11 protein-coding genes are annotated in these 13,691 nt (G+C 56.2%); 10 read left to right on the top strand and 1 reads right to left on the bottom strand.

Features of this window, described 5'->3' with window-relative positions; all coding sequences use genetic code 11:
* Positions 1-32: 32 nt before the first annotated feature.
* From SR894_RS20565 to ureG, 9 genes are all read left to right on the top strand, one after another.
* Complete coding sequence (locus SR894_RS20565; RefSeq protein WP_133731822.1) at positions 33-3,254, top strand: type I restriction endonuclease subunit R; 3,222 nt, start codon at positions 33-35, stop codon at positions 3,252-3,254.
* Between the two features lie 143 nt (positions 3,255-3,397).
* Positions 3,398-4,759: a diguanylate cyclase gene (locus tag SR894_RS20560; RefSeq protein ID WP_133731821.1), complete on the top strand. Its 1,362-nt coding sequence runs from the start codon at positions 3,398-3,400 to the stop codon at positions 4,757-4,759.
* Positions 4,760-4,986: 227 nt separating this feature from the next.
* Positions 4,987-5,871, top strand: a complete 885-nt coding sequence (locus tag SR894_RS20555; protein ID WP_133731820.1) for an urease accessory protein UreD — start codon at positions 4,987-4,989, stop codon at positions 5,869-5,871.
* 37 nt (positions 5,872-5,908) lie between these two features.
* Complete coding sequence (locus tag SR894_RS20550) at positions 5,909-6,211, top strand: urease subunit gamma (RefSeq protein ID WP_133731819.1); 303 nt, start codon at positions 5,909-5,911, stop codon at positions 6,209-6,211.
* A 24-nt stretch (positions 6,212-6,235) separates the two neighbouring features.
* The gene (locus SR894_RS20545) at positions 6,236-6,556 is read left to right on the top strand and encodes an urease subunit beta (protein WP_133731818.1); all 321 of its coding nucleotides are present in this window, start codon (positions 6,236-6,238) and stop codon (positions 6,554-6,556) included.
* Positions 6,553-8,268 carry an urease subunit alpha gene (ureC, locus tag SR894_RS20540; protein WP_133731817.1) on the top strand — a complete coding sequence of 572 codons (1,716 nt, stop codon included), beginning with the start codon at positions 6,553-6,555 and terminating at the stop codon, positions 8,266-8,268. Before SR894_RS20545 ends, ureC begins: the two co-directional genes overlap by 4 nt.
* 314 nt (positions 8,269-8,582) lie before the next feature.
* Positions 8,583-9,140 (top strand): urease accessory protein UreE, encoded by a 558-nt coding sequence (gene ureE / locus SR894_RS20535; protein ID WP_223288730.1) that lies wholly within the window; start codon positions 8,583-8,585, stop codon positions 9,138-9,140.
* Positions 9,130-9,843, top strand: a complete 714-nt coding sequence (locus SR894_RS20530; protein ID WP_133731815.1) for an urease accessory protein UreF — start codon at positions 9,130-9,132, stop codon at positions 9,841-9,843. The genes ureE and SR894_RS20530 overlap by 11 nt, the downstream gene beginning before the upstream one ends.
* Before the next feature lie 57 nt (positions 9,844-9,900).
* Positions 9,901-10,539 (top strand): urease accessory protein UreG, encoded by a 639-nt coding sequence (gene ureG / locus SR894_RS20525; protein WP_133731814.1) that lies wholly within the window; start codon positions 9,901-9,903, stop codon positions 10,537-10,539.
* 2 nt (positions 10,540-10,541) lie between these two features.
* Here the strand turns inward: ureG and SR894_RS20520 are convergent, their stop codons facing one another.
* On the bottom strand, positions 10,542-11,468 hold the full coding sequence (locus SR894_RS20520; RefSeq protein WP_133731813.1) for a YihY/virulence factor BrkB family protein: 927 nt from the start codon (positions 11,466-11,468) through the stop codon (positions 10,542-10,544).
* Between the two features lie 429 nt (positions 11,469-11,897).
* Between SR894_RS20520 and SR894_RS20515 the strand changes: the two genes are divergently transcribed.
* Positions 11,898-13,685: a methyl-accepting chemotaxis protein gene (locus SR894_RS20515; protein ID WP_133731812.1), complete on the top strand. Its 1,788-nt coding sequence runs from the start codon at positions 11,898-11,900 to the stop codon at positions 13,683-13,685.
* The last annotated feature ends 6 nt before the right edge of the window (positions 13,686-13,691 follow it).

Here is a 13,691-nt window from a genome sequence, read left to right as displayed (position 1 = left end):
TATGTTGAGTGAAAAAACGACGGCGTGACTGCATGAAGTTTACCGAAGCGAAGCTGGAAGCTGCCATTATTGCCCTGCTCGGCGAGCAGGGGTATCCCCATCGGCTAGGCGCAACCATTGAACGTGCACCGAATGACGTGTTGATCGAAGCCGATCTGCGTGCTTTTCTACAGCTTCGCTACGGCGATGTCGGCATTACGACCAGCGAGATCGATTCGATCGTCGTACGCCTTCGAGGGCTCTCGCCCGGTGATCTTTACGAGAGCAATAAAACCTTCTGTGGCTGGCTGGCGGATGGCTTTCTGCTCAAGCGTGAAGACCCTTCCGAAAAAGACTTACATATTCAGCTGTTCGATGACACTGGGTTGGAACAGCTCGGTGCTCAGCCTGCGGCCGAACCCCTGGCTCAGGTGGCCGAGCCGCTAGGGGCGTACGCAACGGATGCCAACCGGTATGCCTTGGTCAGCCAAATGAAGATCGAGGGCAAGGAGAATATCCGTATTCCCGATGCGATTCTCTATATCAACGGCCTGCCGCTGGTGGTGTTCGAGTTCAAAAGTGCCATTGGGGAACATCAAACCTCGATTCATGAGGCCTGGAAGCAGCTTACCGTCCGCTACCGGCGCGATATCCCGCAGCTTTTCGTCTTCAACGCGCTCTGTGTGATCAGCGATGGCGTGAATTCGCGCATGGGTAGTCTCTTTGCCGCTTACGAGTTCTTTTATAGCTGGCGCAAGGTGACGGGCTTCGAGCCTGCCGACAAGGACGGCATCGATTCGCTGCATGCGATGATTCAGGGGTTGTTTGATCGGGATCGGCTGCGGCTGGTGCTACGCGACTTTATCTTCTTCCCGGATAAGTCCCCCCAGCAAGAGAAGTTCGTGTGCCGATACCCGCAGTTTTACGCGGTCAATAAGCTCTATCACAGCATCATGGCGGCGCAGCGCCCCAAAGGGGATGGCAAGGGCGGCACTTATTTTGGCGCCACGGGCTGCGGCAAGAGCTATACCATGCAGTTTCTTGCTCGGCGCTTGATGAAGAGCCTGGCATTTGAAAGCCCCACCATTGTGCTCATTACTGACCGCACCGATTTGGATGACCAGCTCTCAAGGCAGTTTACCAATGCACGCGGTTATATCGGTGACAACACCATTGTCGAAGTGGAGAGCCGTACGCACCTGCGCGAGCTGCTGGCCGGTCGGCGCAGTGGCGGGGTTTTTCTCACCACGATTCACAAGTTTACCGAAGACACCCACCAGCTCACCGAACGCAGCAATGTTATTTGTATCTCGGATGAAGCGCACCGTAGCCAGATCAATCTAGATCAGAAAGTACAGATCACTGAAAAGGGTGTGCGCAAGGCTTATGGGTTTGCCTTTTACCTACACCGTTCGCTGCCCAACGCCACTTACGTGGGCTTTACCGGCACGCCGATCGACGCCACGCTCGATGTGTTCGGTGAGGTGGTCGACAGCTACACCATGAGCGAGTCGGTCAACGATGAGATCACCGTGCGTATCGTCTACGAGGGCCGCGCCGCTAAGGTAACGCTGGACGATGCCCGGCTTCGTGAGATCGAGAACTACTACGATGAGTGTGCCAAGGCGGGTAGCAACGAACACCAGATCGAAGAGAGCAAAAAGGTAATGGCCTCGATGAACTCGATTCTGGGTGACCCTGATCGCATTCGAGTACTCGCTGAGGATTTCGTCGCCCACTACGAGCGCCGCCTGGAAGAAGGCTCGACCGTGTGTGGCAAGGCGATGTTCGTCTCCAGCAGCCGCGAGATCGCATGGCAGCTTTACCAGGCCATCAAGGCGATTCGGCCCGAATGGTTTGAGATCAAGGCCCATGAGGAAGGCTGCGAACCCACCAAGACCGAGCGCGACAAGCTCAAGCCGATGGCACGGGTCAATATGGTGATGACACGGGGCAAGGATGATGAAAAAGCGCTTTACGATTTGCTGGGCAGTAAGGAGTACCGCAAGACGCTAGATCAGCAGTTCAAGAAGGATCAATCCAATTTCAAGATCGCGATTGTAGTGGATATGTGGCTCACCGGCTTTGATGTGCCAAGCCTGGACACGCTCTATATCGATAAACCGGTACAGCGGCACAACCTGATTCAGACGATTTCCCGAGTCAATCGCAACTATGCGGGCAAGGATAAGGGACTGGTGGTGGATTACATCGGCATCAAGCGCCAAATGAATCAGGCGCTCGCTCAGTTTTCGAAAGCCGATGAAACCAGCTTCGAGGATATCCAGACGTCACTGATTGCGGTGAAAAACGACCTGGATCTATTGGCAAAGCTGATGCACGGCTTTGATGATAGCGCCTACTTCAAGGGTGAGCCGCTGGCGCAGCTTGATTGTCTCAACCGCGCGGCCGAATTTGTGCTGAGCGTGGGCAAGCGTGAGAAGCGCTTCATGGCATTGGTGAAACGACTCAAGGCAGCGTATGACGTTTGCTGTGGTAGCGAAACGCTTAGTCAGGTTGAACGTGACCGTGTGCACTTCTATCTCGCCGTACGTTCAATTGTCTACAAGCTGACTAAAGGCGATGCGCCAGATACCGCACAGATGAACGCTAAGGTGCGTGAGATGATTAGCGAAGCGCTACGCGCCGATGGTGTCGAGGCGGTGTTTGCGCTGGGCGAGGAGAGCGACGATACCATCGATATCTTTGATGAGGATTACCTGGCGCGCCTGGAAAAGATCAAGCTGCCCAACACCAAGATCGAACTGTTGAAACAGCTGCTGGCAAAAGCGCTGAGTGAGCTTAAAAAAACCAACCAACACAAGGCGATTGAGTTCTCGAGAAAGTTTCGTTCTCTGGTGGAACTCTATAACGAGCGCAAGGAGGAAGACGCCTTTACCAGCGAGGTTCACCAGGAAGCGGTTGATAGCTTTCTGAACTTGATGACACAGCTCAAAGAGGAAATGGGCTCCTTTGAAGAGCTGGGTATCACCGTTGAGGAGAAGGCGTTTTACGACATTCTGAAGGCGGTGGCGTTGAGGTATCAGTTTGCCTATGAAGAAGAGCGGCTGTTGGCACTGGCAGCAGACGTGAAGGCCGTGGTCGATGATAAGACCAAATACCCAGATTGGAACAATCGTCAGGATATTAAAGCAGCGCTGCGCGTTGAGTTGATCATGCTGTTATCCAAGAACGGCTACCCGCCGGTGACCCATGCCGAGGTCTATCGGGATGTATTTGAGCAGGCGGAAAATTTCAAACAGCATCGTATCTGACGGTTAAGTTACTCACACCCGGTCATCAAACCAGTCACTTACCCCCTTGGCGAGCTTATTCGCTAAAACCCTGTTCTGTGTCCGGTTGCAGGCGATTTTTTGCCTGTAACATTGATTGATTTCGCAATAAGAAGCAGGTGGGTATGCGCTATAAAGATAAACATCAGCTCGCCGCCGAGTGGCAGACGCTTCTGGAGCGCACGCCCAAACCGTTGCGGCAAGCAATAGAGACGTTGGTAGAGCACCACGGCCAAAACTTTGCTGACCACTTTTATCGGGTGATGCTGGAAGACCCCCATGCTTCGCTGTTCCTCTCCAACGCTCAAGTGGAGCAGCGTTTACACCCCTCAATGCAGCGCTGGCTGAAGGCCATGTTTGCCGTCGAGCACGCCGATTTTGAGTCCCTGGTTGAGCAGCAGGAAAAAGTGGGGCAGGTGCATGCCCGTATCGATATACCGGTCAACCTGGTGCTAAGCGGAGCACGGCAGCTTAAGCAGGCGTTTTATGAGCAGATCAACGCCACGTTCAAAAGCCCGCTATCGCCTGGGGATGCGTCGGTGTACGTCTCCGACCATATCGATATGGCCATGGAAATCATGAGCCACGCCTACTCGGTGGCCAGTGACCGTAATGCGCGCACTGAAGAAGCGTACAAGCTGTTTTCACTCACCCAGAACATTGGCGACGAGCGTGAACGCCAGCGTTCGGCGCTGCTGAACTGGGAAAACGCACTGATGTTTGCCGTCGCCGCCCAGCAGGATATCGCCACGCTGCCGCGGTTATCGAATTCCGATTTTGGGCTGTGGTACTTACATAAAGCTTGCCATGCGTTTGAGGGCGCGCCGGAAATTGCCACTATCTCACGTCATATAAAGCAAGTGGATTGTGAATGGCTGGAAGTGCTGCTTCATGAAGATCCTAGCCAGCGGCTGAAAGCACTCGGCGAGATTCGTGACGCTGCCCGTACGGTGTTGATGCTACTCGACGATGTGTTGCAGCGCGCCTCAGGTTTGGACGCAGGACGCGACAGCTTGACCCGGTTACTCAACCGCAAGTTTTTGTCAGTGGTGCTTAGCCGCGAAATAGACATTGCCCGCCACTCGGAGCACTGCTTTGCGCTGTTGATGGTCGATATCGATCACTTCAAATCGATCAACGATACCCATGGGCATGACGCTGGCGACAACGTACTGCAGCAGGTGGCAAGCATCCTTGATCGCTCCACCCGTGGGGGAGATTACGTGTTTCGCATGGGTGGCGAGGAGTTTTTGATTGTACTGGTCAATACTGACCACGACGGCAGCCGGTTATTTGCTGAGCGTTTGCGCCAATCGGTGGCTAAGGAGCCGATGCTCGCCGGTGCCGATACGCTGCTTAACGTGACGGTTAGCGTGGGTGTAACGCTTCACGATGGCCATCCGGACTATCACCACTCCCTGCAGCGGGCTGATCAAGCCCTTTATGAAGCTAAGCGCGGTGGGCGTGACCGGGTCGTTGTGCAGTAATGGTGTGAAGAGTGAGTGCAGGCTGAGCGCTAAAACAGCAGCGAATGCATTTATTTGGTGCATTAAAGGTCTGTTTTCGCGCCGTTTTGGTGCGCGCGGGTGCGTAGCACTGCCAGTCATCGCCTTTCATCCATACCATTGACCGCACAGTAGGGCTTTTCACCATTTTGGCGCATTAATTGCTTCTATAAGTTAAAGGCTTAGTGAAAAGGAAGCGATAGCAACCCATGATCCTGTGCGAACTCGCCAAACCACACATTGCCTCCGGCCACCGCTTCGATGCAGGCCGCCACTGGGCGGCTTCGTTAGCGCTCACCTTTGCCCATCGCGACGGCGCCACTCGCATGGTGCAGGCGCGCCATCAGGGGCCGCTGCGGGTGCAGCGCCCTTTCTATCCCGAAGGGCGTAGTGAGGCTTGCCATGTTTATGTGCTTCACCCGCCTGGCGGATTAGTCAGCGGCGATGCGCTTACCATTAGTGCTCATGTAGAGAGCGGTGCCCATGCGCTCCTGACGACCCCGGCCGCCAATAAACTCTATAAAGCCGACAGCCAGGGCGTGGCCTGGACGCAGCACACCCGGTTGAGCGTTGAAGATGACGCGACACTTGAATGGCTACCTCAGGAGACCATCGCCTTTGATGGCTCCAAGGGCGAGCAGCGCACCCAAATTGATCTTCACGGCAGCGCTCGCTGCCTGGGCTGGGAAGTGATGGCGCTAGGCCGCCCCGCTAGCGACTTACCCTATGTTTCCGGGCGCATTGAGCAGCACTTCCGCTTAACCCTGGATGGCAAGCCGTTGTGGCTAGAGCGCCAGCCGCTAGACCCACTACACCCACGCTTTGCCGGGCGCTGGGGTCAGGGCGGTGCCACGGTGCAGGCCACGCTCTGGGCGGTGGGGATTGCCGACGCGCCTGCGGCCATTGAAGCCTTGCGTGAAGCGCTGCCGGATAACCCGCACTGGGCTGTTACCGTCCGCCACGGTGTTCTGCTGCTGCGCTATTTGGGCAACTCGCGCAACGAAGCCTGGGCGTTATGCGAACAGGCCTGGCAACTGCTGCGCCCCCGGTGGATCGAGCGTGAAGCGCATACACCACGAATTTGGCTAACCTAATTGGCATCACTGCGATGCCCTGCTGGAGACACGTTCCATGGAATTAACCCCGAGAGACAAAGACAAACTGCTGCTGTTCTCCGCCGCCCAACTGGCGGAGCGCCGCAAGGCGCGTGGTTTAAAGCTCAGCTACCCGGAAGCGGTGGCGCTGATCAGCTTCGAGATTATGGAAGGCGCCCGGGATGGCCGCAGCGTGGCGGACTTAATGAGCTATGGCCGCGAGATCCTTAGCCGTGAGGATGTGATGGACGGCGTCGCCGAGATGGTCGACGAAGTGCAGGTGGAAGCCACTTTCCCCGACGGCACCAAGCTGGTCACTGTCCATACGCCTATTGTTTGAGGGGCGATTGAAAGGAGCAACCAAATGATTCCCGGTGAGTACAAGTTAAAAGAAGGTGAAATCGAGCTGTGCGCGGGGCGTGAGCGGATTAGCGTCGAGGTGGCCAATACCGGCGACCGTCCGATCCAGATCGGCTCCCACTACCACTTCGCCGAAGCCAACCCGGCGCTGGTGTTTGATCGCGACAAAACCCGAGGCTTTCGCCTGGACGTGGCCGCAGGCACGGCAATTCGCTTTGAGCCCGGCCAGACCCGCGAAGTCACGCTGATTCCCTATGTGGGCAAGCGGGAAATTTACGGCTTCCGTGGCGATGTTATGGGTGCGCTCGATGGAGGTAAACAATGAAACCGGTTAACAAGATCAGTCGGCAAGCCTACGCCGATATGTACGGCCCCACGGTGGGCGACCGTGTGCGCCTGGGCGATACCGAGCTTTGGATTGAAGTCGAAAAAGACGCTACCCACTATGGCGATGAAGTAAAATTCGGCGGCGGCAAGGTCATCCGCGACGGCATGGGTCAAAGTCAGCGCGCTGACGACACGGTCATGGATACCGTGATTACCAACGCACTGATTCTAGACTGGTGGGGTATCGTCAAAGCCGACGTGGGCATTCAAAACGGCCGCATCGCCGCGATTGGCAAGGCGGGCAATCCTGACGTACAGCCTGATGTTGAAATCGTCATTGGCCCCGGCACCGAAATCATCTCCGGCGAAGGCAAGATCCTGACCGCGGGCGGTATCGATTCCCATATTCACTTTATCTGCCCTCAGCAGGTCGAAGAAGCGCTTATGAGCGGTGTCACCACCATGCTCGGCGGCGGCACCGGCCCGGCGACTGGCACCAACGCTACCACCTGCACCCCCGGCCCCTGGCACATTGGCAAAATGCTCCAGGCGGTCGACGATATGCCCATGAATATCGGCTTTCTGGGCAAAGGTAACGCCAGCCTGCCCGAATCCCTGGAGCTCCAGCTCCAAGCGGGTGCCATGGGCCTCAAACTGCACGAAGATTGGGGCACCACACCCGCCTCAATCAACAACTGCCTCAACGTGGCGGATGCCTACGATGTGCAGGTGGCGATCCACACCGATACCCTGAACGAATCGGGCTTTGTGGAAGACACCCTGGCCGCGTTCAAAGAGCGCTGCATCCACACCTACCACACCGAAGGCGCGGGCGGCGGCCACGCCCCAGATATCCTCACCGCCTGCTCGAAAGCCTACGTGCTGCCGTCATCCACTAACCCAACGCGGCCCTACACGGTCAACACCATCGACGAACACCTCGATATGCTGATGGTGTGCCACCACCTGGATCCCAATATCCCCGAAGATGTGGCCTTCGCCGACTCACGCATTCGCCGGGAAACCATCGCCGCCGAGGATATCCTCCACGACCTGGGCGTGATCTCGATGATCGCCTCGGACTCCCAAGCGATGGGGCGGGTAGGCGAAGTGGTCTGCCGCACCTGGCAAACCGCCCATAAAATGAAGGTACAGCGCGGCCTGCTGCCGGAAGATGAAGCCCTGGGCGCCGATAACCTTCGCGCCAAGCGCTATATTGCCAAGTACACCATTAACCCGGCGATCACCCACGGCATCGCCCACGAAGTTGGTTCCATCGAAGTGGGTAAGCTGGCGGATCTGGTGCTTTGGAAGCCGGCCTTCTTTGGCGTGAAACCGGCGATGATGATCAAAGGCGGCATGATTGCGGCAGCGCCCATGGGCGACCCTAACGCCTCGATTCCTACGCCGCAGCCGGTGCATTACCGCTATATGTTCGGTGCTTTTGGCCGTGCGGCAAGTCAAACCCGGCTCAGCTTTGTCAGCCAGGCCGCGCTGGATGCGGGTATCAAAGAGAAACTGGGGCTAAATAGCGAACTCGCGGCGTGCAAAAACGTGCGCCAGGTGCGCAAGCAGGATATGAAGCTAAACGATGCCTGCCCAGAACTCACCGTCGACCCGCAAACCTACGAAGTGCGCTGCGATGGTGAAATTTTAACCTGCGAGCCCGCCACTGAACTGCCGCTGGCTCAGCGTTATCACTTGTTTTGAACCTGCGGATTGCCACTTCCACTGAAAGGGTAGCCGGGTGACTTATACAACTTTGTCGTTACTCAGTGTGGAACTATGTCTGACAGCCTGATGGTGACACCTGTGGGAGGTAGCTTTAGCTCGCGACGATTGAGGCTTTCAGCCTGATAACCGGGGTGCCTGCGGCACCATTCGCCCGCTAAAGCGGCCTCCCACAACGTCAATCAAGATGGAGTTATTTCTGTCAGCCTGATAGTTGCAACTGTGGGAGGTAGCTTTAGCTCGCGACTATTTTGGCTTCCAGCCTGACAACCCATTTCAAGGGGACGATATTAATGCTGAGACTAATAGAACGTTTAGGGCCAGTGGAGGAGAGCGTCGCTAGCGACACACTCACGCTGCCCTTTGAGCTACGTATTCGCGGGCGCTTAAAAGCCCAAAGCGATAGCGGTCGCGAGCTGGGGCTGTTTCTGGATCGTGGCCCGGTGCTGCGCAGCGGTGAGGGCCTGAAAGCCGAAAGCGGCGAAGTGGTACGCGTCTGCGCCGCCGTAGAACCGGTGGTTACCGCGCGAGTGAGTACTGGCTTACCGCTGGCGAGGCTGGCCTACCATCTGGGTAATCGCCACGTGCAGCTGGCGCTGGGGGAAGATGACAACGGCGGCTGGGTGCGCTTCCCGCCGGATCATGTGCTGGAAGAGCTCGCCGAGCTGTTAGGTGCAGAACTAGAGCACCACAACGCCACCTTCGACCCGGAACCAGGCGCTTATAACCAAGTGGGTGGCGGGCACTCTCATTCACATGGTCATGGCCATCCTCACGATCATTCACACGACCACGACCACGACCACGACCACGACCACGACCACTCGCATGAGCATCACCATGCCCACTGAACTCGCCGCGCTAGAAAGCCAAAGTGATGAACTCGCGCTGCTGGGGCTGATGCAGTTGGTGAGCCCTGCGCTGCCGATTGGCGCCTTTGCCTTCTCACAAGGCCTGGAAAGCGCCTTTGAGCTGGACTGGGTGCGCGATGAAGCGAGCCTTGCCGAGTGGCTAAACGGCGTGCTGGAAGATGGCTTAACCCGCTGCGAACTGCCGGTGCTGGCGCGGTTGCACGAAGCGTTTAGCCAAGCAGATCGCCAATCAATTGGTGAGTGGGACGAGTGGCTGGCCGCCACCCGGGAAACCGCCGAGCTCGCCGCGGAAGATAGCCGCCTGGGCGCCTCGCTTAAGCGCCTGTTGAAAAGCCTAGACTTGATGCCAAGTGAGGGCTTACTACTGCCCTTGCTACCGTCTCATGCTGGCTATGTGACACTCTTTGCCTATACGGCGCACACTCGTGGCGTGTCTGTACGCCAAACCCTGCTGGGCTTTGCCTGGGCCTGGCTGGAAAACCAACTAGCGGTGGCCTGTAAAGCTTTGCCGCTAGGGCATACGGCTGCCCAGCGAGTAATTGAACAACTGCGCCCAGCGCTAGTAAATGCCGTTAATCAGGCGCTGGTGCTTGAGGATGAAGAACTAGGCCCGGTGCTACCTGGATTGGCCCTGGCCAGTGCGCTACACGAAACCCAGTATTCGCGCCTGTTTAGAAGTTAAAGGTTTAGACGTTAACTAGCTTAGAAGTTAATCAGCTTATCGATTGAGGAGAGAACAATGACTCACTGTTTACGCGTTGGCGTGGGTGGCCCGGTTGGATCCGGTAAAACTGCACTGCTCAAGCAACTCTGTTTAGCGCTGCGCGATTACTACGATATCGCCGTGGTCACCAACGACATCTACACCCGCGAAGACGCCGATTTTTTGCTCAAGCACGATGCGCTGCCGGCGGATCGTATTCTGGGCGTGGAGACCGGCGGTTGCCCGCATACCGCGATTCGCGAAGACGCCTCGATGAACCTGGCGGCCATCGATGAGCTTCAGACTCGTCACCCGAAGCTGGAACTGGTCATGGTGGAGTCGGGCGGCGACAACCTATCGGCCACCTTTAGCCCCGAGCTCTCCGACCTGACGCTCTATGTGATCGATGTTTCTGCCGGGGACAAAATTCCTCGTAAAGGCGGGCCGGGCATCACCAAATCAGACCTGCTGATCATTAATAAAATCGATATCGCCGAGTATGTTCACGCTTCTTTAGACGTGATGGAGCGCGACTCGAAGAAAATGCGCGGCGAACGCCCTTTCGTATTTACCAATCTGTATGACGGGGTAGGGCTTGAGGAGATCATCCGCTTTATTCTCGATAAAGGGATGCTTGATGAGCGGCGTCCGCAGGCCGAAGTGGCCGCTAGCTAACGTCAATTGACCCGCGTAATCGGCTGGCGATTGGGGTCGACGTGCCAGGGCAGGCCAAGGCGGGTATTACGTTCCAGTTCGGCTATCACCTGGGCGCCCAACAGTAAAATGATGGCGCCCACTTCCAGGCTAATCAGTACTACTACCAGCGCCGCCAGCGAGCCATAAACGGCGTTGACGAACGAGAGATTAGCGAAATAGTAAACCAACAACAGCCGAACCCCCTCCCACAGCAGTGCTGCCACAAAGCCTCCTACGATCGCCCGGCGTAAGGCGATGCGCACCACCGGCAGCACTTTGTAGATAGCGCTGAACAGCAAGAACACACCAGTGAAACTGGCCAGGTTAAGCACCGGCTCTGAAAACCCCGCCAGCGGCAGTTCCCGTTCAAATAGCAGCATTACCAGTGTGTTGAGCGAACTGGCCAGAGTGACCACCAGTGTGAGAACCATCAGCGCCGCCCCAAGTACCACCATAAAGGCATAGGGCAACATCACCGAAACCCAAACGCTGCGCTTGATATGCGGGCTATCTGGCGCATGGAAAATGATTGCCAGAGCGTCTTCGAGCATACGAAAGGCAAATGAGCTGAACAGGAGCAGAATGGGAAAGCTCAGAATGCCGATCACATCCCGAGAATCCAGCAGGCTGCGAACGGCTTCTAGCAACACCTCGGCATGGGCAGGCGCCATATGGCGCGCCTGTACGGCCAGCACATTGAGTAGATGTTGCTGATCCACCACTTGGGTTAACAGCACAACGAGCACGGCAAAAAGCGGCACGATAGAGAGCAGGATGTTGTAACCCACTCCGCCTGCCAGCAGGACACCGTGATTTTTCAGGAAATTGCGTAATACGCGCCAAGCAAAGTGAGCCAGCCGAGGGAGCAGGAGCAAGACAGCGCTAATAAAGGGGTGGTTTCGAACCATGCTTGCTATTCTCCTTGGACATCAGGCCCTATCGCCATGATACGCTGATGGCGATAGCAAATAACAAGGAAGTCACGAATTGTCTGATTTGGCTTTAGGAGAGAGAGTAGTAAAAGGCAGGAACTAAACAACCGCCTTGCAAACAAAAAGGTCGCCCTGACCAGGCGGTAGGAAGGTCAGGGCAACCGAAGTTCGTGGTTTAGCTTCATGCTAAAACGGGCCATCCCTGGCCACCACACCTCCACCTTGGACCTTTACTCCTTGAATAACCTTAACTTAGGTTATGAACCTAATTATTAATTGCTAATTATTTGAATATTAAGTGAAAAAACAAAAAAACTGGTTAAAGTTTGTGCATTTTAAGCCGATAAGGCCCCTATAACTACTAAAAACTATTCACTCAAGACTGACTCTGGAACTTGCTCACAAATGGCCACTCCTTCTGCTCCCAAACGAACCCTTGGTTTACAAACCAAGGTGCTGATGCTTGTACTGCTCCCCCTTCTATTAGTGACGGTTGTGCTGGTCGGGTTTAAAGCCTACAGCAACGCCCAAGACACCCGCGAAACGTTGGCAAGCCAGCGCGAAATGATGATTGAAGAGCGCCGCAACGCGGTGCGCGACATCGTCGAAATTGCTACCACCGCCATCGCGCCTATTTACGAACAGGCCGGTGCCAACGACGAGGCCGCCAAGCAGCGGGTAGCGGAGCTGGTGCGCTCCATGCGCTTTGAAGACAACAACTACATTTTTATCTACGACTATGACGGTAACAATATCGTCACGGCACCTGCGCCAGAGCGTGAAGGTACCAACATGATCGACGCGCAAACCCCTGATGGCACTTATCTGATTCGCGAGATCATTAAGGTCGCTCAAAGCGGCGGGGGCTTCTATAGCTATATGTGGGATTACCCAGGTACCGACAGAATTGAGCCCAAGCACTCCTACGTTGATCGCCTTGAAAAATGGGGCTGGCTGATTGGTGCCGGTGTTTACGTTACCGATGTTGACGACACCATTGCCGAGGTGGAAGCCGCCGCTGCCGCCGATTTGCGCAAAGATATTATGTTTGCCTCTCTGCTGGGCTTGGGGCTGTTTATTATCATCGCTCTGGTAGCGTATGGCTTGGTGCGTCGCACGCTGGGGCCGATCAAGCGTACTACTGCGGCTATGCACGATATCGCCCAGGGGCGCGGTGATCTAACCCGCCGCTTGACAGTCGAAAGCGGCGATGAGATTGGAGATCTTAGCGTTCAGTTCAACGCCTTTGTGGCACGTATGCAAGACACGCTGCGTGATGTACGCCGCAGTACGCTCAGTGTGCACCAGGCCGCGGGGGAGATCTCACAAAGCTCTGATGAGCTTGCCACCCGTACCGAGCAGGCGGCTGCGAACCTGCAACAAACCTCAGCCTCCATGGAAGAGATCACCTCGACGGTTAATCACAGCGCCGACAATGCCCAGCAGGCCAATACGCTGGTGCAATCGACTGCCGATGTAGCCCGCGAAGGCGAGACCTCGATGGGGCAGGTTGAGAGCACCATGCGCGATATTAACGACTCCGCATCGCGCATTAGCGACATCATCAGCATGATTGATGCGATTGCCTTCCAAACCAATATTTTGGCGCTGAATGCCTCGGTGGAAGCCGCAAGGGCCGGTGAACATGGCCGCGGCTTTGCCGTGGTGGCGCAAGAAGTTAGGGTTCTGGCCAGTCGCTCCAGCGATGCTTCCAAAGAGATTCGTGCGCTTATCGATGCATCGGTTCAGCACACTAACTCCGGCGCGAAGCTGGTGCGCAGCGCAGGCGATACCATGCGTGAGATCGTCTCCAGCGTGGCGAAAGTCACCGATGTGATCGGTGAGATCACCGCTGGCGCTAAAGAGCAGAGCAGCGGTATTGGCCAGATCAACACCGCCGTGGCCGAAATGGACACCATGACCCAGCAGAACGCCGCCATGGTGCAAGAGTCGACCACTGCCGCCGCCAATATGCGCCGCCATGCGGAGCACCTGAATCAGTTAATCAACTCCTTCGTACTCGGCGACGATGAGCCTACGCAGCGGCACGAAGCGCTAGCTTCTCCGGCGCCTCAGCAACGGGGTGGTGATAGCGGACTGAAGCGTCCTGCGCTTTCGTCACACGCCTCATCACAGCCATCTTCAAAGCCCTCACCGGCAAAGCATGCCGCCGATGAGTGGGAAGAGTTCTAACGCTCA

Source organism: Vreelandella neptunia, from assembly GCF_034479615.1.
Classification (GTDB): Bacteria; Pseudomonadota; Gammaproteobacteria; order Pseudomonadales; family Halomonadaceae; genus Vreelandella; species Vreelandella neptunia.
This window is presented reverse-complemented; position numbering and strand designations above follow the sequence as displayed.